Genomic DNA, 25,558 nt, shown 5'->3' on the forward strand with positions numbered 1-25,558 from the left:
ATTAGCCCTCAAGCCACTTAGCTACTTGGTATAGGCCTAAACAATCAGCTTCGAGGTATTCGCGGAGTAAAACCATTTCGTCAGATTCCAATAGGTTTGGGCATTGATAGGCGTTCCATCCCATAACTTGGGCTGTGCCTCCATCGCTCAGATTGTTGGGCCAAGGAGCACTAAATCGGGAATCGTAGCAACTTAATGCTTGGACAAATGGTTTTAAGGAATAGTTCCAAGCTCCAGGGATGGCACAGCAATGGGTAATTACATGACGCTCTAAATCAAACCAATTAAGCTGACATAATGGATGGTTATCTGCAAGTTGATGGCGGATAATCGCATTGTTGGTTGCAGTTTTCTCAGCATGACTCCAATGATATAAACAACATTGATCAAGTTGGTTGTGGCTTTTTTGGGCTAAAAAAGCACAAAAATCCTCAAGTAATTGGCGTTCAGCAGAAAATTCTTCTTCACTAGCGATAAAATCACGATAGTGCCAAACTCCCTGTTCTTGCCATCCCACCCCAAGCATAAAAATCATTGGTTTGCCCTGAAGCTGCGGCCACTCCCGATCAAAATCGACATTGACACTACTAAAGAATTCACAATCAACAAAAAAATGCTGCTGCGCTGAGATGATCCGTGCGGTTGCTGGTTTGAGGGCTTGCTGACTACGATTGGCCTGCAAAATTGCCAGCATTGGTTCGCGTCGGCGCAAGGCTTTTTTGGGCAATTGATTGGGATCAGCAGCTAAAAGTTGCTTAAGTGAATAAATTTCAGCCGCAGCCAACTCTTGGCGTGCAGCCGCTCCGATATACCAGACCTGCTCAACTGAGCCATCTGGTTCGCGCTGCATAATTTGTTGTTTGGCGCTAGCCCAGCGTTCGTTGCTATGAGCATAGTTGGGGCGTAACGCCTCGTGGCGCCATGGCAGATTATGCCCATGATTGAGTACAATCTCGCGATATTGCTCGCAATAGGCCTTTAACGAAGGGCTAAGCTGGGGTGGTTGATCATGTGGAAAGCGAATCACCATTGGTTCAAGTAATTGATCGCGGGTAATTAATAGGGCAATGTGTGGCAGATAGCCCTGAATCTGGCCAAGCATATAGCTATAAAACTCAACTTGGGCACTATAAAAAGCCAAATCGATTTTTTTGCTGGGCGTAGTGAGCTTACTGGTGAATTTAAGGTCGATGATTAGATAGTGTTCTGGTAAATCGGCTAGTTCTGGAGCAAGCTGTGGAAAGTGTTCGAGCAGCCATGTGCTATGTGCCAGACAATCGGCAATCCCATAGAGCTTTTGGTTTGCTAGCATCAAGGGAGCCTGAGCGATCAGCGGAATTTGTTGTTCAATCAAGGTCTGCCATTGATTAAAACTATCTGGATCGGCTAATCCTGATGTAAGACCACAGATATTGGGCGCAGCTGAAGCATAACGACTGAGCCAAGCTGCCTCGAATTGTTTCCCCTTTTGCTCTAACAACTTAATCAAGGCATAGCTTGAATCATCAGGGAAGAAGCCGTATCTAGCCCCATGGTGTTCTAACCATACTACTGCTGGATCATTATAGAATAAAGGCCGCAGCCTGCTAGGACTGATCCAATCTGGCTCGATCATATCGTTTCCTCACACATTAATTACACTGTAGCTTAGACCCAATTGCCTTAGTATAGCCACTACCATAGGCACAAATGTGCATTAAGCTTCATGTATACTGATTTGAATTCTTGCGATTAACCCTTTTATTTGTTGTTAGGAATACTAACACATAACATTCTATCAGCTAGAATGCAAGATGACACTTATTTAAAGACTAATTATAGTGCTTGATCTATAATCTACTGTTATTGATTGTTGGATTTGATCAGCGTTTGATTATAGCAGTTGGTAGTTTAAGCTTAATTTGATTGAGGAATTCTATGCCAACAATGACCCCAGCGCAGCGGTTGCGCACAATTGCCCAACATTATTTAAACGATGCAGCGGCCCTTAATTTGGCTAAAGATTTGGGGAAACGCCGTCGCCAAGCCATGCCAATCATCAAAGCAATTATTGATCGCTTTATTCAAGGCCAGATTGATCTCAAAACGATGACTCATGAACTCAATCTGCATTTGCGTGACCCTCAATATGATAATTGGGGGGCAACTAATTTTTGGTCTATGACCTTAAATAAGCTGGCTTTGAATTATCCGCCTGGAGTTGAGCAAGAGCTGCGTGAACACCTTGATGGCATTAATCATCAGAATGTAGCTATTCGCTTCGAGCATTTTAGTGCCTACATGCGTGCTCTCAATCAAGAGCTTGAACGGGGTAAACAAGCAGCGCCGGGCTTTATGCCCTATTTATTAACCTTGCTAGCCCGTTGGCTTGACCCGGTTAACGATATTTTGGTGACATGGCCATCGTTACGCGAAGGCTTGAAAATTCTAATCGACCACCAAGCCTTGCCACTCACTGACAATCTACGGCTTACTAACGATGAAGTACAAATTAGTACTCACACTGATTACCAAGCGGCTCAGGCGGCGATTGATCAGATTGCCGCGACTGTGCCAGCCTTGGCACGTAGCAGCGACTTTTGGAGCGAGCGATTTTTAAGCTGGCTAACCCAGCAACAACAATACCTCGTAGGTTGGTTAGAAGGAGTAACTATGAGCTTTCCTGATGAACCATTAGTCGCTTTAGCGCCTGAACGCTTGCAATCACAAATCGATCTTATCCGCAAGCACTTATTAATTGACCGCGAGACGATTCAACGGATCTATCAAGCGTTGGTATTAGGCTATAACGTGATTTTGAGTGGCCCACCAGGGACAGGTAAAACGCAACTTGCGAGCCTGTTACCACGAATTCTCTGGATGGATGAAACGGTTCAAACCATGAATCCTAGCCTATTTTCAGCGACAGTTTCGCCCATTCAGCATGAACTATCAACGATTACCAGTTATGCTGTACAGATTGCGACTGCGACCGATGAATGGACACCACGCCACGTCATTGGTGGGATTGAGCCTGTTCTTGCCAATGACGAGCAATTACGCTATGCGATGACCTATGGGGTACTGACTAGCGCCATTTTGGCCAACTGGCAGCTTGACCTCAATAATCCTCGAACCTGGCAACAAGCCCAACGCCATCGTGTGCAACGTTCATGGCGCGGCCAAACCGAAGAATATCGCGGGGTTTGGTTGGTGATCGATGAATTTAATCGCGCACCAATCGATTTAGCATTGGGTGAAGCGCTGACGGCGATTGGCGGTGGCCAAAGCAGTTTGACCGTGCCTACCCGTTTAGGCCCGCAACCACTGCCAATTCCCCAAGATTTTCGGATTATCGGCACACTCAACAGCTTTGATCGCCATTTTCTCAACCAAATGAGCGAAGCTTTGAAACGGCGTTTTGTGTTTGTAGAAGTGCTACCGCCGACCCGCCAAGAGCGAGCAGCCGAGCAAGCCAGCGTGCTCAAAATTGTGCTTGAGCGCTTGCCCAAGGTGGCATGGGCCGATTTAAGCAGCGTGATTCAGATTGTTGAAGGGACTGATCAGCCGTGGGTTGTGCAATGGCAAAATGCTGGAGTGCTTGAACAACTTTTCGATGAAGGCTGGCGTTTATTTGAAGTTATTCGGCTGTATCGGCAATTTGGCACGGCCCAAGCGATTGCATGGTCTAGCGCATTTTTGGGCGCTGGCTTGCTGCAAAATATTCCAACCAATGATGAACCTGCCTGGCGAGCATGTTTAGCCGCAGCCTTCGCCGATAGTCTCGCCGACCAACTGCAAATTCTGTTTCCCGATGAACTTGAAGTATTGCTAGTCTACTTGCAAACCAGCGATGCCAACGCCTTTGCCCAGCAATATCGCGAAATATTGGGTAAATTGATCAGTATCAAGCGTCGGACGGCGCAGTTATTGGCCTTGCACAGCGTGCGTGATGCCGACGGCAAGCCCTACCTTGAGCAAAGCTTAATTGCTTCACTGGTTGAGCAGAACCTAAGCCAACTTGAAACAATTAACTTAACTGCAATTTTTCAAACTGACCAATCACGCGCTGCTTTGCCAGCCTTTGAGCAACGTTTGCGGCAATTTTTGTTAGAGCGGGCGATTTAATATGCCAATAATGCTTGACGAATTAACTGCCCAGTTGCAACGGCGGGTTGCGCGGCTGCTGCTCCAGCATGATCGAACAACCTTTCATGGGCGGTTTCGCGAATTTTATCAAGCCAGCAGCTTGCCACCGATTGCCTTGTTGCAAGCCTACGATCTGCTTACCAAAGTGTTGGTGCTGGCTGATGAACTCTTTGATGATATTTTAGCGCGGATTCATCGCCAAATGAGCTTTCAGGCTACCCGCGAACATCTCAACGAACATTCGCCAATTCGCGGCCAAATTAATTGGGGCCGTTCATTGCAACAAGCCTGGAATCAATTCCCTGATCAGCCGCCGATGAGTTTTCAAACCACCTTGCGCAGCCGAAGCTTTGCAACACCCCAAAACCGCTTGGTCGTGGCTGGGCTACAACGCTATCGCCAATTGATTGAACAACTCTTGAGCGAAACCATGCTCAGCGATGTGCCCTTGACTGAGCTTGAACAACGTGATCTCAACCTATTATTGGAGCGAATTCAGCGTGAGTTGGCTCGCCCACATCTGCAAGAACTTAATCGCGAATCGGAGTTGGCCAATTTGCCAGAACTGATCGCCGAGGTAAGTGCTAGTGCAACAGGTTCGCAGAATGCCTACCGTGATTTGGTGGTCTGGCTGCAAAAACTTGAACAACTGCATATTCAAGCGAGTGGCGCGACCTCAGCATTCAGTTTGGGCAAGGCTGAGCAAGCTGGTTTGCTCTATCAACTCTGGCTAGCCTTAGAAATCCTTGATTTGCTCAAAATCAAGGATTGTTTAATTGCGCCAATTGTCAGTGTTGATCGCTTGCAGTTACACTTTAAATGGCGCGATCACGAATATGAATTAATCTACGATCGTGCCCCAACCGCCCAACTTGCTTGGATTGGTGCGCCTGGCGAACGGCCTGATTATTTGATCAAGCGCCGCAATAGCTTGAAGGTTGCGTATGATGGACGCACGATTTGGCAAGAGCCAAGCGTCATTCTTGATGCCAAATGTTATACCACCAATGCTCCTAGCCGCACGACGGGTGCGATCAAACGCATGCTTGGCGATTTACAACTGATCGATGCTCATCATGGCGCGTTGATTCTGCCAAATATTGAAGGCTTGAAAACGACGGTTGAGCCTGATCCAGACCGTTATCATGGAATTGTATTCAACGATACCAAGATTCAACTTTTTGAGCTTCGGCCAATGCAAGCCCAGGCCCAACTTGAGCAGGGCATCATCGCAATTCTCGAATATGCAATTGGCTATTTGCCTGAGCGCCCAGCTATCGATTGCCATGGAGCGTGGCCCGACGTTGATACTTGGCGACCGCAACAGGGCCAACCAACCATTCCGATCAATCAAGGCTTGATCTTCTGCCCCAAACCACATATTGATCAATCGCGAGTTGATCTGGTAAGTCCTGTGAATGATTGTCTGCGCAACCCCAAACGTTGCCATATTATGCAAGCTCAAATTCAGCAATTACCGCCATATGTCAAACGCGTATTGAATATAGACCAACTCCAAACAGCGATTGACCAACTCAAACAGCATTTGAATCAGCAAGTACCAGTTGAGGCTACTGATGGAGAGGCTGATGTAGCTCGTCAACAGTTGCTTGAGCGGGTTGGCGAGCTGGTTGATAGCTATCGTGCCTTTATCAAGCCCGATATTCAGTCGATTGAAGACAAATTAGGTTGGGTGTTTGGCAAATATGCCAATTATCAAAAACATCAACATGGCCTGCCACAATCAGTTTGGGATATGTTGGTTTCTGGCGAATTTGCTTGGAGCGAGTTTTCGAAACACCCAGTTAGCGATTGGGCGGCGGTGGCAGTTCAATATGTTCGGGCGGTTGAGCATGAACTCAAACAGCGCTTGTATTATGGCTGTGGTGGCAATCAGCAGTTGCGTTATAAAGGCTTCCCGCTCGAAAGCCTAGGGTTTACCTTTGGCACCGTTAACCATGCATTAAAGAATCAACGCTACGATCCTAATTGGAAAATATTTATTCAACGGGCAATGGCATTTGGTCATAGCGAAGCCACTTTTAAAACTGTAGTGAGTGATTTGATGCAATTGTATAAATTGCGCAATGAAATTGCCCACTCTGGCTCAATTAGTCGCCAGCAAGCCGAATTTGTGCGCACGGTGACCCTCGGCGAGCCTGGTGAAGAAGGCGCATTATTGCGTTTTATCAAGCTAATTCCTTAGGGGTCAGGGGTTGATCCACGAAGGACACGAAGGGACTAGGGGTCAGGATTCAGGGGTCAGGGTTTGATCCACGAAGGACACGAAGAGCACGAAGTAAGTATTTAAGTTCCTAATCCCTGACCCCTAGTCCCTGACTCCTAACCCCTAGCTAGCCCCTACTTAATTTCTTGCAACCAAGTATCCATTTGTTGATTTTCGGCGGTTTGGGCTGTGATAACCGCTTCGGCGAAGGTTTTGAGTTCGGCACGTTGGGTGCTCGCTTTGATACTTTGGGCCATGGCGATCGCCCCATCGTGATGGCTAATCATGGCGGTTAAAAAGCGGCGATCATAGCTTTTGCTGCCTGCTGGCACATCCATCGAACCCATATGCAGCGCACTTAAATCGCTAGCTGGCGCATCGCCAAACCATGCTTTGCGCCAGGCCTGCAATTGCACAATTTCTGGCTCTTGGGCTGCGATAATTTGCTTGGCTAGCTCCTGCACCCGTGGATCGCTGGCTTGGCTTTGAGCATCCTTGGCCATGGCGATTGCCCCGCGATGATGCTCGATCATGCCATCAAGAAATTGTAGATCGCTCATGCTCATACTGCCATGATCCATTGCTGGAGCTTCGGTAGCGTGATCAGCGCCATGATCATTGGTGCTTGAACTGGTTTGGCTGGTTGCACCGCAACCAGTTAAAACTGCGAATAAACCGAGAAACATCATAAATCGCCGCATCTGGTGGTTCCTTTCAGCTAAACTTGAACTAGCTTTAGCCTAGCCAAATTGCTGCGCACAGGCCAATTTTGGTCAATTTGAGCTAAACTTGCGGCATTGGGCTGTGGCATTTGCTACAGATTGTGGCATTTGCTACGGTTTTAGCAATCAAATTATCGAAATTTTGTAAAAAATTGTTTGCTGAACAGAACAAACTTACAATAAAAGCAACAACCTTTAAACGACGAGGCTGATCATGCTTCAATCGATTAAGCAGCGCTATTGGCTGTGGTTTGTGCTTAGCAGCGAGTTGATCATCACGGCGCTGCATTATCTGACCAGTGCCCATCTATTGCCCTACCACTCGATTTATCGCAGTTTGTATTATGTGCCTGTTGGTGTGGCGGCGGTGATCTGGGGTCGTTGGGCAGGCATGGGCTTGGCGCTGTTCACTGCATTGGTTTATCTGCCACATGCCCATTGGCTCGATGCGCATGCGGCCAACAGTTTGCTTGATAATGGCCTCGAAATGGCGACACTGGTGCTAGTTGCAGCTTTGGTTGGCACATTGGCCGAGCGCGAACAGCAAGCCCATAGTCGAGCCGAAGCCTTGCATGTGTATATTCACGATGTATTGACAAGTTTGCCTGTCGGCGTGGCAACCATCGAGCAGCACCAGTTGAAATTGCAAAATCCAACCGCTCAAGCATTATTAGAGCCAAGGCCAGCCCTTGCTCAACTGCCCCAAACTAATGGCTACAGCGAAATCCAACTCAATCAAATTGCCTTGGCCGTGCGGCGCTCCGATTTGCATAATCTGCAAGGCCAGCCGATTGGCGCGGTTTTGGTGTTTGAAGATATTCGCGAACAACAAGCCATCGCTGAGCGGATTCGTCAGGCTGAACGGATGGCAGCTTTGGGTCAGTTGGCTGGTGGTTTGGCCCACGAAGCCCGTAATCCCTTGGGCGTGGTGCGAGCCACCAGCCAACTGCTGGGAACCAAATTGGCTCAACAACCACATTTGGCAAGCTATACCAGCGTCATTAATAGCGAGGTTGATCGTTTGGATCGACTGATTAGTTCACTGTTAGATTATGCTCATCCCCAAGCATTACAGCGCCAGCCTTTGGCGATCAACCAATTATTAGTTGAATTTGTGGCTACCTGTCAGCCTTTGGCCACAGAATATGGGGTTGAACTCCAACTAACTAGCGTCGAGCCTGAATTATCGATTGAAGCTGATCGCGATGCAATTTGGCAAATTCTATTAAATCTTTTGTTGAACGCATTACAAGCCAGCCAAGCTGGTCAAATTATTCAGATTCAGAGCTTGGTTGTGGCCCACCAGCTCGAAATTCGCATCCAAGATCAAGGCAAAGGGATTGATCCAGCGATTCGCGAACGGATTTTCGATCCATTTTTTACAACTCGCGATGAAGGTACGGGCATGGGTTTGGCGTTGGTGGCACGCAGCGTAGCCGAACATGGCGGATCAATTCGGCTTGAGCCTGCGCCCGATCGCGGCACATTAGCCTATTTACGCTTGCCGCTTGTGAACCAAGGAGCTGAGCAATGACCAAACGCCTATTAGTTATCGATGATGAAGCCAATTTGCGCTGGGTGCTCAGCGAGGCCTTGAGCGACCAAGGCTACGACGTGGTGGTAGCCGCGAATGCCAACGATGGCTTGGCCGCGATGAGCCGCCAACCTGCCGATGTGGTGATTCTCGATCTCAAGTTGAAGGGCATGGATGGCTTGGCAACCTTGGCCCGCTTGCGCGAGCGCTGGCCTGAAGTCGTTGTCTTGATCTTGACGGCGTATGGCACGGTGGCCAGCGCGGTTGAGGCCATGCAATTGGGCGCTGCTGATTATTTGCGCAAGCCCTTTGATTTGGAAGAAATTGGATTCAAACTACAACGAGCTTTGGAACGCGCTGCGCTACAACAAGAACTACGGCGTTTGCGCCAACAACAGCAACAGCGCATGATCAATGATTTGATCGGCAGCCATCCTGCATGGGTGGCTTGCCGCGAGCAGCTTGAACGCATGATCGATCGCTTGCCCTTGTTGGTTTTGGTGGGTGAGGCGGGCGTGGGCAAGGCTCACTTAGCGCGGTATGCCCATGCTATCAGCCAGCGCCAGCATGCACCGCTGATTGAGCTTGATGGTGCATTGTTGAACGAATCAATGCTTGAGGCGGCACTGGCCGAGGCGGGCCAAGGCAGTATCATTATTCGCCATGGGTTAGGCTGGTTGGATTGGCTACTCGCTCGAAAACTTGCGGCATGTGTACTTCTGACCAGCCTTGAAGCGCCGAATCAAATGATTCCAACGCTGCATCTCCCCTCACTCAGCCAGCGCCGCAGTGATATTGGCTTGTTGGCCGAGTATTGGCTGGGCCAATCAATGCTCAGTTCTGAGGCGCTCCAGCAGCTTGAACAAAGCCAATGGAGCGCGAATTTGCCAGGATTGCGCCATGTGCTTGAACGAGCTAGCTTGGCGGCCAAAGGCCAGCGGATTCAGCCTGAACATTTACCACGTGATTTAGCAAGTGCCACGGTTGAACCGATTGCTTTGCCCGCAAACGGCTTGCAACTTGAATTAGTCGAACGCAGTTTATTGCAACAGGCCTTGCAACAAGCCAATGGTAATAAAACCCGCGCCGCTGAATTATTGGGTTTATCACGCCATCAATTGCTCTATCGACTGGAAAAACATGGCCTCGTGTCATGAGGAAATTATTTATTTGACATAATTGATTTCTTTTGTGCATTTATGATTGAGCAATCCATGAACCATCCCAATCGTTATGCTTAACTCGGATTTTGGGCATAACAATTGATCACCCGCAAAATACCCCACGGTGGGAGGTGATTTGGCAACGTTTTTTACAGAGCTATTGTCGCATCCAAACACTGGGATCAAGGCTACTGATGCTTGCTTGACGTAATATTGCAATTAGTCATACCAATGTGCTACAATGGTATGTAGGCTAGACCAACTACGATCCACTTTTTGCGAGTGTTATCCATGAGGTGATCGAGACCCTCACCACAAGGATTGAAACGATTTATTTTACATCCCCCACTCGCCCGCTAACTGCCCATAGTTGCTAGGAAGCCACGTACCAACTGTGGTGATCCAAAAGCTACCCATGTAGATAGGGCTAACTGCATAGATTCAAGAACGAGTTTTCAGGTTATAATCGTGCTAGGTTTTACGGCTTTAGGCCGCACGAGAGCTGTATTTTGGAGGCTCTACACCAACGGACAAGGATGCATATGGCAACACAACAAAAGTACAAAAACATCCGACGGATTGAGAACGTCGAGGCCAATTCGTATGGTTGGTGGGTGCGGGTGAGGATCGACGGTGAACTGTTCAGCAAGTTTTTCAGCGACAATGCGTTCAATGGCTCTGGTAATGCGCTGCGCAATGCTTTAGAGTATCGCGATTCGATCAAGCGCGAACGAGGGCGACCCCACATTGAAACGGTTGACCCTGAGGTACACTACAAAGGCATCAGCCGGATTGATCGTGAGATCAAGCGGACGCATGGCTGGTATGTACGGGTGTTTTACAAAGGCCAACAACGAGTTAAATTCTTCAGTGATATGCTCTACGATGGTCGCGAAGGCGCTTTAGCTGCTGCCCTAGACTTCCGCGATGAGGCTGAACGTGAATTGGGCAAGCCTCGAACTGATCGTCCGGTGGTCACGGTTAGTCGCCGCAACGCCACGGGCAAAATTGGTGTAACCAGAGTACGCCGCAAGGATCGCAACCGCAAAGGCGAAGTCTATTTGCGCGATGTCTACGAAATAACTTGGTGTCCTCGCCCGAATGAAATCCATCGAACTTCGGTGTCGGTGCGCAAGTATGGCGAAGAAGAAGCTCGCAAACGAGCCTTTATGATTCGCGATAACAAAGAGCGCGAAATCTTTGGCAAGGTGGTTTCGCAAACCCCGACTGCCGAAGAGTTGGCAATACTTGATGCTGGCGATGAATCGGCATAATTGCTTCTCAAGTAGTTGGTTGCGGCAGTACATGGTATTATTGCGAGAAATATGGCGGTGCCTTGGTGCATCGCCATTGTGTTGTTTTGTTGGAAGGAGCATCTATGGCACTGCTGCCCTCGATGTATATCCGCGATAGCGCCGACCATGTTGGCGAAGCGGTCAAACTTGCTGGTTGGGTCTATCATAAAACCGAAAAAGGCAAGTTGGTTTTTATTCAATTACGCGATGGTACCGCCACCATTCAATGTGTGGTGTTTAAAAAGAATGTCAGCGAAGAAGTTTTTGCGCGAGCCAAAGAATTAACTCAAGAATCTTCGTGCTATATCCATGGTACACTTCGCGCCGACGAACGCTCGAGCTTGGGTTTTGAATTAGATGTTACTGATATCGAAATTGTGCATCTAACCCAAAATTACCCAATTACCCCCAAAGAGCATGGCACCCAATTTTTGATGGAACATCGCCATCTGTGGGTGCGCTCCGCCAAACAACATGCCTTGCTGCGCATTCGTGCACAAGTAATTGCGGCGGCCCAAGAATATTTGAATAGCGAACATTTTGTGCGCTACGATTCGCCAATTCTTACGGCAACCGCTGCTGAAGGCACCAGTGACTTGTTTGCCACCGAATATTTCGATTTGGGTAATGCCTATTTGGCCCAAACTGGCCAGCTTTATGTTGAATCGGGTATGGCAACCTTTGGCCGCGTCTATTGTTTTGGCCCCACCTTTCGGGCTGAAAAATCTAAAACGCGTCGCCACCTGACCGAATTTTGGATGATCGAGCCAGAATTTGCCTTTGCTGATCAAGACGATAATATGGAATTACAAGAAAATTTCGTTTCGTATATCGTCCAACGCGTGCTTGATCGCTGCGAAGAAGATCTCAAAATTTTAGAGCGCGATACCTCGAAGCTCGAAAATATTGTGCCACCATTCCCTCGCATTAGCTATGACGAAGCGATTGGAAAAATCAAGCAAGGTGTGGCCGCTGGAGCAACCGTTGCTCCCGATAATGCACCACTAGCTGATTTGGAATGGGGCGATGACTTTGGCGCTCCCCACGAAACCTATTTGGCCAGCTTGTTTGATAAGCCATTATTTATTTACAACTATCCAACCAAGGTCAAAGCCTTTTATATGCAACCAGCCGAAGGCCGCCCTGAAGTGGTGCGTTGCGCCGATTTGATCGCGCCCGAAGGCTATGGCGAAATTATCGGTGGCTCACAACGGATTCACGATGCCGAGTTGCTCGAAGCACGCATTCGTGAACATGGCCTTGATGTCGCCGATTACCAATGGTATTTGGATTTGCGCCGTTATGGCAGTGTGCCGCACTCAGGCTTTGGTATGGGGATCGAACGCTGTGTCGCTTGGCTAGCAGGCACACGCCACATCCGCGAGGCGATTCCTTTCCCACGCCAACTGTACCGGATTTATCCATAAGTTTTGGGGAGCGGTTGTTGGAGATCGGGAATCGGGAGTTTTTAACGCAGAGTCGCAGAGGGATCAGGATTCAAGGGCTAGGGGTCAGGCATTAAAATTATACTTTAATCCTGACCCTTCGTGCGCTTCGTGTCCTTCGTGGTTAAAAAAGGCCAAAAGATACAATTTAACCGCAAACTTCCAAATTGTTTGTTTGAGGGCGATTTTATTGGCCCATGGCAAACTCAGCGTCGTTTCACCATAATAGGCTCCGGCAAGTTGCCCATAAATTGCTCCGGTCGTATCAGCATCATTGCCCAAATTAACTGCTAATAAACAGCCTGTTTCAAATGAATTGCTGTGGTAAAACGCCCATAACGCTGCTTCAAGCGTGCGTGGCACATAGCCCAAAGCTTCAATTTCTGGTGGTTGGCGTTGCTTAAACGAGCCGCTGGCGATTTCGGCAATTTCAGGGCTAAGTGGGTGCTGTTGCCAATAATCAGGGATTGGATGATAGTTGGGGACTAAAAGTTGGGCCTTGGGCAACCCATACAACGCACCAATGATTAAGCCAACGTAATAACGACAGGCATCAATCGCAACCTGGTTGCCGTGGGTGGTGCGTGAACTGGCTGCGGCATAAACATCAGCCTGTTGAGGATTATTGACATAAGCAAGAGCGATTGGCGCAATGCGCATTAACGAGCCATTACCCGCCGACCAACGATCTTGGTCGCCTGCGAAAGCATCGCCTGTTTGAATAAAGTAATTAATTGCCTCGCGGATGGTGCGCCCGCTATCGATATAGCCACCAGTGCTGCTGAGATGGCCTGTTTTGAGCCAACGCCGATACCGCTGCATTTGATCAAGTGCATCAAATCCCTGACATTCAATTAGACTTTCTGCAAGGCACAACAACATAGATGTATCGTCTGTCCATTGGCCGGGAGCCAAATTGAACACGCCTCCGCCAAGCAGATCGCTAATTGGCTCAAATGTACCTGGGCGCTGAAATTCTAACGTTGTGCCAAGCGCATCGCCAATCGCTGCGCCGACCAAACATGCGACATAGCGTTGCCAAGGAATGGTTGTTTGCATTGTAGAACCTTAAATGAGGCTCTAGGCTGAAGACTAAGGGCTATCGGGACATGCGGTGGTAGCACAAGAATCTCGATAGCCAAAAGCCCATAGCAATGAGGGGCCAAGGCCGTAGGCTAAAGGCTATCGGAGCATGCGGTGGTAGCACAAGAATCTCGATAGCCAAAAGCCCATAGACTATAGCCAAATCAGCCTTCGTGCTCTTTATGTCCTTCGTGGATCACATCTGACCCCTAACCGCTGGCCCCTGAACCCTAAATGCTACGCCCCAAACAAGTAGCTCAAGAAGCGTTCGCCGACTTTTTGCTCGACAGCTTCGGTATTATTGGCTTCTTCGCGGGCAAATTTAACTGATTGTTGCAATTTGCTGATCCGTTCGAGCAATTCATTGACACGACGAGCTGGCAAAGCCCCTGAGAATTTAATCGTGCGCCAATAACCAACGATCACATCTTCATAATAGACTTCGACTTGGGCTGGGTGTTTTTCGGTTGCTTCGGCTTTAACATGGTTGCGTGGAATTTTTTTGGTACGCACGGTTTGAACTGGCTCGGTTGCCCAAGTATCGCTCGATTGATCAAGATTCCAAGTTTCGGCAGCATCAAGCGTTGGTAATTTACGCACAAAGGTTTGCAAATCGACTAATTGTTTTTCTAAAAAGAGCAAATAAGCAACTGGAACATCTTTAAGTAAGGTTTGCCCATCAACGACTACATCAGCTTTGGCAACGCAATTTGTCCAATCTTTGGTGGCAGTAACATCAAATAAACGGGTTAAAATCGCGCTAGTTTGGCGAATAATTTCTTCGGCTCGCATTTGCACTTTGGTTGATTCAGGCGGTAATTGTTCACCTTCTTCATCTTTTGGGCGATAAGTGCGGCTAATTCCAGCTAAGAGTGCTTGTTTTTGTAAAGCTTGGTGAGCTTCGGTCAACTCCGAAAATGAGCGGCTTTTTACCCCTTTTTCAACCGCAATGATTTGGTTTAATTTAGCCATTGGATGATCCTCCTCACGAAATAAATTTGAATCTGCTGGCAGTATAGCCAAGCTTGAGCGATTTAGCCATAGCCCTCAGACCGATTGCCCTCAGCCATTGGGCTTATCCCTCATAGATTGCTCGAAAGTTCTTCATAATCTTTGAACAATCATTTTCTATACTGCCTTCAGCGATTTGAAATACCTGATGCACAAAGGAATGAGTATATGCAAACGGCAACCAACGTCAAAAAAGGCAATCGAACCAAAACCAATTATGTTGTCGATCTGGTGATTGGACTCAGTTTTTTGATTGCAACTGCTCCCAATGCCACGGGCGAGCCGATTCACGAGTGGTTGAGCATGGGCTTGGCGGTGATGGTGGTTACCCACTTGTTATTACATTGGCAATGGATCGTGGCAATTACCAAGAAAATTTTTCGTAAAGTCGCTTGGCAACAACGGATCAATTACATCTTAAATATTCGTAAAGTCGCTTGGCAACAACGGATCAATTACATCTTAAATATTGGCTTGTTTATTGATATGACGATCATCATGTTTACCGGAATTATGATTTCTAAGACGGTTGTGCCGCTGCTTGGGCTAGAATTGCCCAACAATATGACCTGGCGCAGCTTGCACGGATTGGCTTCGGATGCTGGCGTGTTCTTGATTGGCTTGCACTTGGCCTTGCACTGGGATTGGATTGTGCGCACCAGCAAGCGCTATTTGATTCAGCCAATCACCAAACGTTTCCACAAACCAGCTGTTCAATTAGCTACGAAGGAGCAATAATCATGCAATTACTCGGACGAATATTAATCATTGCGCTGGCGGTGGCCTTGGTAATTGGCGGCTTGGTCGCAATTGTGCCAAGTAGTTCGGCGGCTGGGTTTGCGGGTGGCCGGCCTGAACGCCAATTGACGATCGATAGCGAACAAGCCGCTGGCTCAACCGATCAATCGACTAGCAGCGCACGGCCAGAGTTTGGCGGGCGTGAGCGTGGTGGCGATCATCACGAAGGCGGTTTTGGCCATATCATTCGCAATGCTGGTATTATGGCGCTGATTATTGCACTTGTGGCTTTTGGGATGCGCAGGCTGCGTCGTCGCCGCGATATTGTATGGCTCTAGCTGCTTGGTTGTAAGGCGCGACGATGCCCAGCGTTGCGCCTTTTGAACCCGTTGCGGGAGATTGGAAACGCATAATGGCTCAGACAATTTTGGTTATCGATGATGAAGCAAAGTTACGTGAATTATTACGTAGCTATCTACAAAATGAAGGCTTTAATGTTTTTGAGGCCAAGAATGGTCGTGAAGGCTTGTATGTTGCGCGTGATGTCAAGCCCGATTTAATTTTGCTCGATATTATGATGCCCGAACTTGGTGGCCTCGATTTTATGCGAGCTTGGAATAAAGAAGCTGAAACGCCAATTATTTTATTAACTGCCAAAATTGAAGATCACGATAAAATTATTGGTTTAGAACTAGGCGCTGATGATTATATTACCAAGCCATTTAATGCACGCGAAGTGATGGCACGGGTTCGCGCGGTGCTGCGCCGCAGCTACAAAGCCCAGCCCCAAGCCGATGTGCTGCGAATTGGCGAGATTGTGTTGGAGCGTTCGGCTTGTACCTTGATGGTTGGCCAACAAACTGTCGATCTTACGCCCTCGGAATTTGAAATTTTAGCAACCTTGATGGCCTCGCCTGGCCATGTTTTTTCGCGCTTGGATTTGCTTGATCGCACCTCGGGGCAGGCTTACGAAGGCTATGAACGGACGATCGATGTGCATATTCGCAATTTGCGCAGCAAAATTGAGCCAGATCCGAAAAATCCGCGCTATATCGAAACTGTGTATGGGGTTGGCTATCGTTTTGCCCGCCCGAAACGGCCTGAATGATGATGTTACGCTCACTGACATGGAAATTAACCCTGGCTTTTTTGGGGGTTGGCTTGATTGGGGCTGTGGTCGTGGCCTTATTGGCGCGTCAAAGTGCCCGCACCGAGTTTGATCGCTTTTTATCCGAGCGCGATCAAACCGAATTAATCAACGCCGTCACCACCTTTTATATGAGCTATTCGACGTGGGATGGCTTGGAAGCGGCATTAAATCAAGAGGCTAATTTGGCCTATTATCGCCGCAGCGCCACGCTGTTTGATCGCGATGGCAAGGTGATTTTGGCCAACGGCCCGTATGTACCGGGCATGATCGCCGATCAAGCTACATTAAATGCAACCAAACCTTTAACTGTTGCCAATCAAACGGTTGGCTACATCGCTTTTGGCATGATCCAAACAGCTCAACCGCCAGCGCCAAGTGCTGATCAAATCGCCAAAGATGGGCCACGCCCGCAAGATTCGTTTGATCAACGGATTACCTGGGCAATTGGGGTCAGTGCGATTTTTGCCACTAGCGTAGCCTTGTTGGTGGGCACATTCTTGGCTCGTCGCCTAACTCGCTCGTTGCGTGAGCTGACGGTCGCAACCCAAGCTATGGCGGCTGGCCAGTTGGAGCAGCAAGTTGCGGTGCGTTCCAATGATGAAATTGGCGATTTGGCCCGCTCGTTTAATCATATGAGTGCCGATTTGAGCAAAGCCACCCATTTGCGCAAACAGATGACCGCTGATTTAGCTCACGATTTGCGTACACCCTTGAGCATTTTGCGGGGCTATGCTGAGGGCTTGCGCGATGGCGTTTTACAACCATCAGAGACCATTTACACTGTGATTTTTGATGAAGTGACCCATCTGCAACGCTTGGTTGACGATTTGCGCGTGCTTTCGTTGGCCGATGCTGGCGAGCTTTCACTCAATCGGCGTTTGGTTGATCCGGCGGCTTTGATCGAGCGCACGATTTTGAGTGCTTTTGTGCAGGCTGAACGCCAAAATATCGAACTTAAATTAGAAACTGAAGCTGGCTTGCCATCGGTTTCGGTCGATACTGATCGCATGGCCCAAGTCTTGAATAATTTAGTTAGTAATGCACTGCGTCATACAAAACAAGGCAGTATTAGCCTGATTGCCAAACGCCAAGCCCAACAGGTTCAATTGATTATTCGCGATACTGGCAGCGGCATTGATCCTGCTGATGTGCCCTATATTTTCGCTCGTTTCTATCGGGGCGATAGCTCGCGCCAACGCGAAGATCAAGCCTCTACAGGCTTGGGGTTGGCGATCGTCAAGGCGATTGTTGAAGCGCATGAAGGCCAAATCGAGGTTGAATCAAGCTTGGGCGAAGGTACGAGCTTTATTATTAGCTTGCCGATTGCTTGACAATCTACGATATAATGAAACATATGTTCGTTTAGTATAGGTGGGTACGATGCAAATTAAAATGACCAGCGTTTTTGTCGATGATCAAGCCAAGGCCTTGAAGTTTTATACTGAAGTCTTGGGCTTTATCAAAAAAGTTGAAGTACCAGTTGGCGAATTTTTATGGTTGACCGTGGTTTCGCCTGAAACTCCCGATGAAGTTGAACTGGTGTTAGAACCGAATAATCATCCGGCGGCCCAAGCCTACCAAGCTGCCTTGAAAAACGATGGTATTCCCTGTTTGAGCTTGGCGGTCAAAGATATTCAGGCCGAATATAAGCGTATGCAGGGCTTGGGGGTTGAATTTCGTGGCCCGCCCGCCGAAATGGGGCCAACGCTTGCCACGACCTTCGACGATACCTGTGGCAATTGGGTTCAAATGTATCAAAGTTAAACGCCGAGATGTAGGGTAATAGTCCGATAGCTTAATTAATAGATTTGATAGCGCAGCTGCATCTCACGATAAATGTTGTTAGCGCCGAGTTGTGCTGCGGCGGCCCAATCTTGCCAAGCAGCGTCGATTTGGCCTGATTCATAATAGGCCTGACCGCGCAGCCTATACAGTGGCGCGGTTGGTTCAATTGCTAGCAAACCTGTACTTTGATCGATTAAGCCCTGATAATCCTTTAATCCTAAACGTTGCTCGGCTATTGCCAATAAACTACTAGTTTGGGCTTCCAAGCCTAATTTAACGATCGAGTCAGCCAAGCCTTGCTTGAGTTGAATTTGTTGATCAAGTGTCGCCAACACAATCAGGGCTTGATCATCGAATTCAAGCAATACATACTGCATCTGATTGGAGTGCTGGTTAAGCTGCGCCAAAAAACGTAAATCTAAAAAATCGCTTTGACGCGGAATCCACAGCCTAATTGCTTGTTGGGCAACAACACATTCGACAGCAATCACAATTCCAGCGGCAGTGTGATGCCATGTTTCAATGATAGAGCTTGGCTCGATCGGGCTATTGGGCTTGGCGGCGAGTGCTTGTAAGAGCTTTTGATAGGGCTTGAATGTAGCATATACACACTCACGATCAGCGATGCTATAACAGTGTTGCTGGTTATTAATCAACTCCTCGATGGTTTGCTGAAGTTTCAAAACGACTCCTTAGAAACGAGAATGAGCATGCTTGAATATTGCCAAGGTGATTTATTAGCTGCAAATACAGCAGCTTTGGTTAACCCAGTTAATTGTGTGGGAGTGATGGGCAAAGGCTTGGCGCTGCAATTTCGCCAAGCCTTTCCTGCCAATTACCAAGCCTATGTTAAAGCATGTCGGGCTGGCGAAGTACAGCTTGGCACGATGTTTGTGTTTGTTGAAATGCGTAATCAGCGGCCAACCACGGTCATCAACTTTCCGACTAAGCAGCATTGGAAGCAGCAATCCAAGATCGTTGATATTGCTACAGGCTTGAATAATTTAATTACCCAACTAACGCGCCGTTCAATTGATTCAATCGCTGTGCCTGCTTTGGGTTGTGGCTATGGTGGGCTAGCTTGGGCTGAGGTTGAGCCATTGATCATGCAAGCATTTGAGCGTTTGCCCACTATACTAGTGAAAGTATACCCACCCCAGTCAACGATCTAACCCTGATATGAACGAGCGTTACACCTAAACTACGCCTGATCTACAACTCGTGTAACACGCTTGATCACTAGGCCTCTATGCAATTTACCAGTAGGCTTTGGCCTATAGCTTTTGCCAACCAGAAGCTAGCTGTAAATGTATTGGAGGAATTCAACAATGGTCAAACTACGTCGGATGGTACTCTTAATGAGTTTGCTCTTGGCCGGACTGGTTCCTTGGGATGTTGCTCAAGTGTATGCAGCGGCGACGGTTCCAAGCAGCTATCGTTTGCCAATTAATGGCAGTGCTACCCTGACCCAAGGCCCAGGCTGTGGGTTTTCGCATGGTAATAGCCCAGAGGCAATTGATATCGGTGGTATAGCGCTGAATCGACCAATTATCGCTACCTTTTTTGGTACAGTGGTCTATCGGAATGAGGATTCCACCTATGGCAAAATGATTAAGCTACAACATCCTGATGGTAATGTTAGTTGGTATGCTCACTTAAATGCATATTCAGTCGCGCTTGGCGAAGTTGTTGCCCAAGGCCAAGAAATCGGTTTAGCTGGCACAACTGGTAATTCGACCGGGGTGCATTTGCACTTTGAGGTACACAATAGCCAAGGTGGTTGGCTGAGTGTGCGCTATTTGCCCGGAATTACTTGGGAAGTAAGCGCCGAAGCACCCTGCACCGCTGCCGAACCCGATGGCTGGGTTAATTATACTGGCTCAACCCGTTCTAATGTGGCTCAAGGTAAAAACGCGGTTCAATCGAGCACCCTCGCTCCGCAACATGGCGCAAGCGTAGCGGTTGACGGCAATCCTGATGGCTATGGTACGATCACCCACACCAACTATGATGTGAGCGCTTGGTGGCAGGTTGATCTTGGTCGGAATTTCAATATTACGAGCATTGATCTTTGGAATCGGACTGATTGTTGTGCTGAACGGCTGCGCAAAATCTATGTTTTTGCTTCGTCAGATCCGTTTCCAGTGACGAATCTGAGCCTGACCGATTTACTTAATCGCCCAAATACTGTTTCGTGGTATCGCGCTGATCCGCTGAGCGCTCAAAAGATCAGTTTTAATACCAATAATACGAATATGCGCTATGTGCGGGTTCAGCTTGGTCGGACTGAGTATCTTTCCTTAGCTGAAGTTCAGGTTTGGTCGCAGCCAAACGCCCGCAATAACCTTGCTCAGGGCAAAAACGCGGTTCAATCGAGCACCTATCATGTGCTCCATGGCGCAGGTATAGCAGTTGATGGCAATACAAGTGGCTATGGTTCATATACCCACACCAATTATGATGTTGGCGCTTGGTGGCAGGTTGATCTTGGCGCTAACAAAACAATCGATGCGATTGATCTTTGGAATCGAACTGATTGTTGTGCTGAGCGCTTGCGCAAGGTTTATGTCTTTGTCTCAAGCGATCCCTTTCCTTCTACCAATGTCAGTTTGAGCGATTTGATTGCCCGCCCAAATACCACCTATTCATTTGTACATGATCCATTAGGAGTTGAGCAAATTGCGCTTCCATTAGTTGGCACACCCAAAGGCCGCTATGTGCGGATTCAACTTGGCCGAACTGAGTATCTTTCCTTAGCTGAAGTTCAGGTTTGGAGTAGTGCTCAATAAGCTGGTTTGGTTTGATCGATGGCTCCTCGCAAGCAGGAGCCATCGTAGCATTTAATGATTGAGCGAGTAGTATGCCTTCACACATTATTAATTTAGTCGTAGAACGTTTGAGCAGTGTTGTTGGAGTTGAGGCTTTGGTGCTGGGTGGCTCGCGGGCGCGAGGTAATCATCATTCTGGCTCAGATGTTGATATTGGGATTTATTATCGACAAGATTTAGACATTGCTGCTTTGCAACGCCATGCCCAAGCCCTTGATGATTTGCAGCGTGAGCAGCTTGTGACCGAAATTGGCGGTTGGGGACCATGGATCAACGGCGGCGGTTGGCTAACGATTCAAGCATTGCCAGTCGATTGGCTGTATCGCGATTTGCACAAAGTTGAGCAGGTGTTGGCTGCTTGCCAAGCTGGCGAAGTCAGCATTGATTATCAGCCAGGCCATCCTCATGGCTTTGTCTCGGCGATTTATCTGGCAGAAGTCGCGCTTTGCCAGCCATTGTACGATCCGCAGGCAACCTTGGCTGGCTTGAAACAACCGCTTGAGATCTATCCGCCAGCCTTGCAACAAGCATTTTTGAGACGTTTTTGGGAAGCCGATTTCGCTTTGGCAAATGCGCGAAAAGCGGCCCAGCGTGGCGATTTAGCCTATATAGCGGGTTGTTGCTTTCGCTCGGTGATGGTACTAACCCAGACGTTATTTGCGCTCAATCAGCAATATTGGATGAACGAAAAAGGTGCAGTGATGTTGGCTAATGGATTTCGCCAAGTGCCAACTAACTTTGCACAACGAGTGACCCAACTATTCAGCCTGATTCAGCCGCAACCTGAATTAATTGACCAAGCCTTGCAAGAACTTGCAGAACTGATTCAGGCTACGGCGACTTTGTTGAAATAGGCGCTACACCATCGCCATCTGCTGAATTGCGGTGCGCAAATTGGGGTAGGTAATCAGCGTATTGAGGTTAATCCCCAAGCTGACGATGCTTTGGGCAATATCAGGCCGCACCCCAACCAAGGCTACTTTTGCTCCGAGTAACATCGCCGCCCGGGCAATTTGCATGAGCGAGCTAGCAACATGAGTATCGACCATCGAAACCCCAGTAATATCGAGCAGCACCCGACTAGCCTGTTGTTCGTTAATGCCATTCAGCACCGTTTCAGTGATTTGTTGGGCACGCTCAGTGTTGATGCTGCCAATTAAGGGAATGAGCAAGACCCCTGGTAATAAAGGAATTAATGGGCAACCAAGCTCTAAAATTGTTTTGGATAACGCATTTTCCCGATCGACTGCTCCGCGCAAAACCTCGCGTTCAGCATCAAGGGTTGACTCAAGCGCCTCATGTTCCAGTGAACTGCCCAAAATCGAGGCCCAGATATACAAACTATTGATATCAGCGATCGTTTTTTGGACATCAGCATGGCCAAAAGCCAAAATGCCCCAATCGTGACTGGCAGTGACGATCGGCACACACGCAACGTAGCCGCTGCTATTCAATTGGCGAGCTTGCTCTAGAAATTCGGCTGGCGGAAATTCGCTACCGCGACAATGGCTGCCTGCTTTGATTGTTGACGAGCCATCTTTACTGTAAATGCTGGCAAGTCGTAAAAAGCCTGGTTTCTGCTCATCCCATAGCGCTAGACAAGCGATCGAAACTGGCAAGCGCTGCATCCACGCCAATTTGCCAGTTTGTTGTTTTTGATTTGAAACCAAGAGCATGCTTAGTTCATGGTTGGCAGCAAGTAGCCGATCAAGCCCGGTAATTTCGTTGCGTTGCAGTTCAAGCACGGTATGCAGCAAGCTCGTATGGGCAGTGGCAAGCAACCCGCTAATCTGATCGGCAGGTAAATCGGCTTGGGCTAATTCTTGATGAGCGGCAGCAGCAAACACCTGATACAGCACCGAAAGCGTATCCGATTTGGAGCTAACCGTGATAATTGCATGCCATGCAGCGAGATAATCGACCTCAACGGTTTGGACCTCGATCTTCGCCTGAAGTGCCTGGATCAGGCTGCGAATGCCTTGATTGCTTTCATTGAGACTGAGATTGGGATCGATTGGCACAGGATAATAGAGCACTTGTTGCATCCGTTGGGCTAATTGATCGGCCCAATGCTGCTGTTTGGGCGCAACTGTACTGGTATTAATCCCGGTATAAACATCTTTACAGCCACACGATTGCCGCCAAATTGGGATGGTTGGCACGTAGATTGGGTCGTTTGAAACTGATTTGCCCGCGATCAACTCAATAACAGTATCGGCGGCGATGCTGCCAAGCAATTGAGGTTGCTGGCGCACGGTGGTTAATGGTGGGTTGGCATGTTGGGCAATATTGGCATCATCAAATCCCACCACCGCCATATCGTGTGGCACTCGATAACCCTTAGTTTCCAAGGCCATCATTACGCCAACTGCTTGTTGATCGTTGGCGGCGACCACGGCACTAAAATTTAAACCATTGGCAATCAACGGATAGAAGGCATGTTCGGTGCGGCCCTCGGTATAATCGCCAACATCGACCACCCAAGCCGGGTTAGGTGTGATGCGATGTTCTTTGAGTACATCGCAATATACCGTGTAGCGATCGCGCATATCGCTATTATTAAAATTGCCAACGAAGGCGATTTTACTATGACCATGCTCAATTAGGTGTTCGACCATCGCACGGGCGCTTTGGTTGTTATCGGGCATGACCAGCGGAAAGCGCTCACCAGCATGGGGGGCACTAATGACGACGGCTGGCACATTGGTCGCTAGTTCATTTAACCCAGTCGGATCGATAATCACGATCCAGGCTTTGATATGCTGTTTGGCCAGTTGGTTGTTGATCAGGTGTTGGGGAGCGCCTTGTACCGCAATCAAGTCATAGTGATGCTTGCGTAAACTTTGCAAAATACCTTCCATTACGCCTGTCATAAATTCGCCAGCGAGAGATGGTGCAATGAAACCAATTGCCTGCCTGCTAGCCATATGCAAACTCCTCGAAAAACAACAACAACCTCGTCGAAACTAGCTATCTAGCTGAGTATGGCACTAATTATCGGCTCTGACAAGTACTGAAACAGTGGTTAATCTGGCTGCTTTTCTACTATGCCAGCTCAATCTTGCTGCGGCAATGGGTATTCAGTCGCCAATTGCTTAGGTCGGGGCTACCCCTTAGGCAATTGACGACTTGCTATTTATCAAAAACGGCTTAAGATGGAGCCATGGATTGATCATATGTGGAGGAGTATCGATGATCCATTCAACCTACGCTGAAGTATTTAATCCGCAGTTCGTTCAAGACCCCTTCCCCACCTATGCGGCTTTGCGTGCCGAAGCCCCTATTCACCGAATTAGCCTGCCCGATGGTCGTGGCTTGTGGATGATTACCCGTTTTGAGGATGTTAAAGCCGCACTGAAAGATCCGCGTTTTATCAAAAATTGGCGGAAAGTGCTCAATCCCGAAGAGCAAAAGCTGATGCCAGTGATGCCGCCTGTGGTGCAATTGTTGTTTAAACATTTGTTAGCGATTGATCCACCCGATCATACGCGGATTCGTGGGATGGTGCATAAAGCCTTTACCCCTCAATTGGTTGAGCAACTACGCCCACGCATTCAGCAAATTGCCGATGATTTGCTCGATGCAATGTTGGCTGGCCCACGCAGCACCGATTTGCTGACAGCCTATGCTTTTCCACTGCCCTTGACCGTCATTGCCGAATTGCTAGGAATTCCGCTTGATCATCGCGAAAAATTCCGGTATTGGTCGGGCTTGGTTGTGACCGTCGATCCCTCTCCGGATCGTTTTACGCGCATGGCGGGTGAGATGGAGGAGTTTGGCAATTATCTGCGTGAATTATTCGCTGAAAAACGTGCCAACCCCGCCAACGATTTAACGAGTGCTTTGGTGCAGGTTGAAGAAGCAGGCGATAAACTGACCGAGCAAGAGTTGTTTTCGCTGGTGTTTTTCTTGTTGATTGCTGGCCATGAAACCACGGTCAATTTGATTGGCAATGGTATATTGGCCTTATTACAACACCCTGAGCAATTGAATTTGCTGCGCGAAAATCCCGACCTGATTCGTAATGCCGTCGAAGAATTGCTGCGTTACGATAGCCCGGTCGAGACCTCAACAATTCGCTGGGCTTGCGAAGATCTAGAGTTTGCTGGAGCGAAGATTCCGCGTGGCGAGCAAATTCTAGCGGTGATCACCTCAGCAAATCGTGATCCTCAGCATTTTGTTGCACCTGATCAGCTGGATATTACGCGCACTGAGCATAACCACATTGCTTTTGGTCATGGCATTCACTATTGTTTGGGTGCGCCATTGGCACGACTTGAAGGCGCAATTGCGATTAATTCGTTGGTGCAGCGATTGCCCCATTTACGTTTAGCAGTGCCTGCCCATGAGTTGATTTGGCGGCCTGGCATGCTGATTCGTGGCATGATCGAAATGCCTGTCGAATTTTAATTAAAAAACGCCGTCTAGTTTAAGGCTAGACGGCGTTTT

The 25,558-nt window shown here is 48.3% G+C and carries 21 protein-coding genes; 15 read left to right on the forward strand and 6 right to left on the reverse strand.

Features of this window, described 5'->3' with window-relative positions; all coding sequences use genetic code 11:
- Position 1: 1 nt before the first annotated feature.
- Complete coding sequence (locus LCH85_00550) at positions 2 to 1,615, reverse strand: hypothetical protein (GenBank protein MCA0350458.1); 1,614 nt, start codon at positions 1,613 to 1,615, stop codon at positions 2 to 4.
- 302 nt (positions 1,616 to 1,917) lie between these two features.
- Between LCH85_00550 and LCH85_00555 the strand changes: the two genes are divergently transcribed.
- Positions 1,918 to 4,107 (forward strand): AAA family ATPase, encoded by a 2,190-nt coding sequence (locus LCH85_00555; protein MCA0350459.1) that lies wholly within the window; start codon positions 1,918 to 1,920, stop codon positions 4,105 to 4,107.
- A gap of 1 nt (position 4,108) precedes the next feature.
- Positions 4,109 to 6,334: a hypothetical protein gene (locus tag LCH85_00560; protein MCA0350460.1), complete on the forward strand. Its 2,226-nt coding sequence runs from the start codon at positions 4,109 to 4,111 to the stop codon at positions 6,332 to 6,334.
- Positions 6,335 to 6,489: 155 nt separating this feature from the next.
- On the opposite strand, the gene LCH85_00565 is transcribed toward LCH85_00560, so the two are convergent.
- Positions 6,490 to 7,056 carry a DUF305 domain-containing protein gene (locus LCH85_00565; protein MCA0350461.1) on the reverse strand — a complete coding sequence of 189 codons (567 nt, stop codon included), beginning with the start codon at positions 7,054 to 7,056 and terminating at the stop codon, positions 6,490 to 6,492.
- A gap of 235 nt (positions 7,057 to 7,291) precedes the next feature.
- Here LCH85_00565 and LCH85_00570 point away from each other — a divergent pair, with 235 nt between their 5' ends.
- From LCH85_00570 to asnS, 4 genes are all read left to right on the forward strand, one after another.
- Positions 7,292 to 8,611 carry a hypothetical protein gene (locus LCH85_00570; GenBank protein ID MCA0350462.1) on the forward strand — a complete coding sequence of 440 codons (1,320 nt, stop codon included), beginning with the start codon at positions 7,292 to 7,294 and terminating at the stop codon, positions 8,609 to 8,611.
- Positions 8,608 to 9,768, forward strand: a complete 1,161-nt coding sequence (locus tag LCH85_00575) for a response regulator (protein MCA0350463.1) — start codon at positions 8,608 to 8,610, stop codon at positions 9,766 to 9,768. Before LCH85_00570 ends, LCH85_00575 begins: the two co-directional genes overlap by 4 nt.
- Positions 9,769 to 10,316: 548 nt before the next feature.
- Positions 10,317 to 11,048, forward strand: a complete 732-nt coding sequence (locus LCH85_00580; protein ID MCA0350464.1) for a hypothetical protein — start codon at positions 10,317 to 10,319, stop codon at positions 11,046 to 11,048.
- 104 nt (positions 11,049 to 11,152) lie between these two features.
- Positions 11,153 to 12,496: an asparagine--tRNA ligase gene (gene asnS, locus LCH85_00585; GenBank protein ID MCA0350465.1), complete on the forward strand. Its 1,344-nt coding sequence runs from the start codon at positions 11,153 to 11,155 to the stop codon at positions 12,494 to 12,496.
- Between the two features lie 84 nt (positions 12,497 to 12,580).
- Here asnS and LCH85_00590 read toward each other — a convergent pair whose 3' ends face one another.
- Both LCH85_00590 and LCH85_00595 read right to left on the reverse strand, forming a co-directional pair.
- Positions 12,581 to 13,573 (reverse strand): ADP-ribosylglycohydrolase family protein, encoded by a 993-nt coding sequence (locus LCH85_00590; protein MCA0350466.1) that lies wholly within the window; start codon positions 13,571 to 13,573, stop codon positions 12,581 to 12,583.
- Positions 13,574 to 13,834: 261 nt separating this feature from the next.
- Positions 13,835 to 14,569 (reverse strand): hypothetical protein, encoded by a 735-nt coding sequence (locus LCH85_00595; protein ID MCA0350467.1) that lies wholly within the window; start codon positions 14,567 to 14,569, stop codon positions 13,835 to 13,837.
- A gap of 207 nt (positions 14,570 to 14,776) precedes the next feature.
- On the opposite strand from LCH85_00595, the gene LCH85_00600 reads away from it, so the two are divergent.
- From LCH85_00600 to LCH85_00620, 5 genes are all read left to right on the forward strand, one after another.
- Positions 14,777 to 15,346: a DUF4405 domain-containing protein gene (locus tag LCH85_00600; GenBank protein ID MCA0350468.1), complete on the forward strand. Its 570-nt coding sequence runs from the start codon at positions 14,777 to 14,779 to the stop codon at positions 15,344 to 15,346.
- 2 nt (positions 15,347 to 15,348) lie between these two features.
- Positions 15,349 to 15,684, forward strand: coding sequence for a hypothetical protein (locus LCH85_00605; protein MCA0350469.1), 336 nt, complete (start codon positions 15,349 to 15,351; stop codon positions 15,682 to 15,684).
- A 74-nt stretch (positions 15,685 to 15,758) separates the two neighbouring features.
- Positions 15,759 to 16,454: a response regulator transcription factor gene (locus LCH85_00610; protein ID MCA0350470.1), complete on the forward strand. Its 696-nt coding sequence runs from the start codon at positions 15,759 to 15,761 to the stop codon at positions 16,452 to 16,454.
- Positions 16,451 to 17,827, forward strand: a complete 1,377-nt coding sequence (locus LCH85_00615; protein ID MCA0350471.1) for a HAMP domain-containing protein — start codon at positions 16,451 to 16,453, stop codon at positions 17,825 to 17,827. Before LCH85_00610 ends, LCH85_00615 begins: the two co-directional genes overlap by 4 nt.
- A gap of 49 nt (positions 17,828 to 17,876) precedes the next feature.
- Entirely contained in the window at positions 17,877 to 18,260 is a 384-nt protein-coding gene (locus LCH85_00620) for a VOC family protein (protein MCA0350472.1), read from the forward strand.
- A 35-nt stretch (positions 18,261 to 18,295) separates the two neighbouring features.
- On the opposite strand, the gene LCH85_00625 is transcribed toward LCH85_00620, so the two are convergent.
- Positions 18,296 to 18,964, reverse strand: coding sequence for a hypothetical protein (locus LCH85_00625; GenBank protein MCA0350473.1), 669 nt, complete (start codon positions 18,962 to 18,964; stop codon positions 18,296 to 18,298).
- A gap of 27 nt (positions 18,965 to 18,991) precedes the next feature.
- Between LCH85_00625 and LCH85_00630 the strand changes: the two genes are divergently transcribed.
- The 3 genes from LCH85_00630 (at position 18,992) to LCH85_00640 (ending at position 21,963) form a co-directional block, all read left to right on the forward strand.
- The gene (locus LCH85_00630) at positions 18,992 to 19,453 is read left to right on the forward strand and encodes a macro domain-containing protein (GenBank protein ID MCA0350474.1); all 462 of its coding nucleotides are present in this window, start codon (positions 18,992 to 18,994) and stop codon (positions 19,451 to 19,453) included.
- 156 nt (positions 19,454 to 19,609) lie between these two features.
- Positions 19,610 to 21,070, forward strand: a complete 1,461-nt coding sequence (locus LCH85_00635) for a discoidin domain-containing protein (GenBank protein ID MCA0350475.1) — start codon at positions 19,610 to 19,612, stop codon at positions 21,068 to 21,070.
- 71 nt (positions 21,071 to 21,141) lie between these two features.
- A complete protein-coding gene (locus tag LCH85_00640; protein ID MCA0350476.1) occupies positions 21,142 to 21,963 on the forward strand; it encodes a nucleotidyltransferase domain-containing protein in 822 nt (273 codons plus the stop codon).
- Between the two features lie 3 nt (positions 21,964 to 21,966).
- On the opposite strand, the gene LCH85_00645 is transcribed toward LCH85_00640, so the two are convergent.
- Complete coding sequence (locus LCH85_00645) at positions 21,967 to 24,036, reverse strand: substrate-binding domain-containing protein (protein MCA0350477.1); 2,070 nt, start codon at positions 24,034 to 24,036, stop codon at positions 21,967 to 21,969.
- Between the two features lie 265 nt (positions 24,037 to 24,301).
- On the opposite strand from LCH85_00645, the gene LCH85_00650 reads away from it, so the two are divergent.
- Positions 24,302 to 25,519, forward strand: coding sequence for a cytochrome P450 (locus tag LCH85_00650; GenBank protein ID MCA0350478.1), 1,218 nt, complete (start codon positions 24,302 to 24,304; stop codon positions 25,517 to 25,519).
- Positions 25,520 to 25,558 lie beyond the last annotated feature (39 nt).

This window comes from Chloroflexota bacterium, assembly GCA_020161265.1.
Taxonomy (GTDB): domain Bacteria; phylum Chloroflexota; class Chloroflexia; order Chloroflexales; family Herpetosiphonaceae; genus Herpetosiphon.

Coding starts and splice junctions, on each gene's coding strand:
- LCH85_00550 (MCA0350458.1), bottom strand. CDS start 1,615: ATGATCGAGCCAGATTGGATCAGTCCTAGCAGGCTGCGGCCTTTATTC.
- LCH85_00555 (MCA0350459.1), top strand. CDS start 1,918: ATGCCAACAATGACCCCAGCGCAGCGGTTGCGCACAATTGCCCAACAT.
- LCH85_00560 (MCA0350460.1), top strand. CDS start 4,109: ATGCCAATAATGCTTGACGAATTAACTGCCCAGTTGCAACGGCGGGTT.
- LCH85_00565 (MCA0350461.1), bottom strand. CDS start 7,056: ATGCGGCGATTTATGATGTTTCTCGGTTTATTCGCAGTTTTAACTGGT.
- LCH85_00570 (MCA0350462.1), top strand. CDS start 7,292: ATGCTTCAATCGATTAAGCAGCGCTATTGGCTGTGGTTTGTGCTTAGC.
- LCH85_00575 (MCA0350463.1), top strand. CDS start 8,608: ATGACCAAACGCCTATTAGTTATCGATGATGAAGCCAATTTGCGCTGG.
- LCH85_00580 (MCA0350464.1), top strand. CDS start 10,317: ATGGCAACACAACAAAAGTACAAAAACATCCGACGGATTGAGAACGTC.
- asnS (MCA0350465.1), top strand. CDS start 11,153: ATGGCACTGCTGCCCTCGATGTATATCCGCGATAGCGCCGACCATGTT.
- LCH85_00590 (MCA0350466.1), bottom strand. CDS start 13,573: ATGCAAACAACCATTCCTTGGCAACGCTATGTCGCATGTTTGGTCGGC.
- LCH85_00595 (MCA0350467.1), bottom strand. CDS start 14,569: ATGGCTAAATTAAACCAAATCATTGCGGTTGAAAAAGGGGTAAAAAGC.
- LCH85_00600 (MCA0350468.1), top strand. CDS start 14,777: ATGCAAACGGCAACCAACGTCAAAAAAGGCAATCGAACCAAAACCAAT.
- LCH85_00605 (MCA0350469.1), top strand. CDS start 15,349: ATGCAATTACTCGGACGAATATTAATCATTGCGCTGGCGGTGGCCTTG.
- LCH85_00610 (MCA0350470.1), top strand. CDS start 15,759: ATGGCTCAGACAATTTTGGTTATCGATGATGAAGCAAAGTTACGTGAA.
- LCH85_00615 (MCA0350471.1), top strand. CDS start 16,451: ATGATGATGTTACGCTCACTGACATGGAAATTAACCCTGGCTTTTTTG.
- LCH85_00620 (MCA0350472.1), top strand. CDS start 17,877: ATGCAAATTAAAATGACCAGCGTTTTTGTCGATGATCAAGCCAAGGCC.
- LCH85_00630 (MCA0350474.1), top strand. CDS start 18,992: ATGCTTGAATATTGCCAAGGTGATTTATTAGCTGCAAATACAGCAGCT.
- LCH85_00635 (MCA0350475.1), top strand. CDS start 19,610: ATGGTCAAACTACGTCGGATGGTACTCTTAATGAGTTTGCTCTTGGCC.
- LCH85_00640 (MCA0350476.1), top strand. CDS start 21,142: ATGCCTTCACACATTATTAATTTAGTCGTAGAACGTTTGAGCAGTGTT.
- LCH85_00645 (MCA0350477.1), bottom strand. CDS start 24,036: ATGGCTAGCAGGCAGGCAATTGGTTTCATTGCACCATCTCTCGCTGGC.
- LCH85_00650 (MCA0350478.1), top strand. CDS start 24,302: ATGATCCATTCAACCTACGCTGAAGTATTTAATCCGCAGTTCGTTCAA.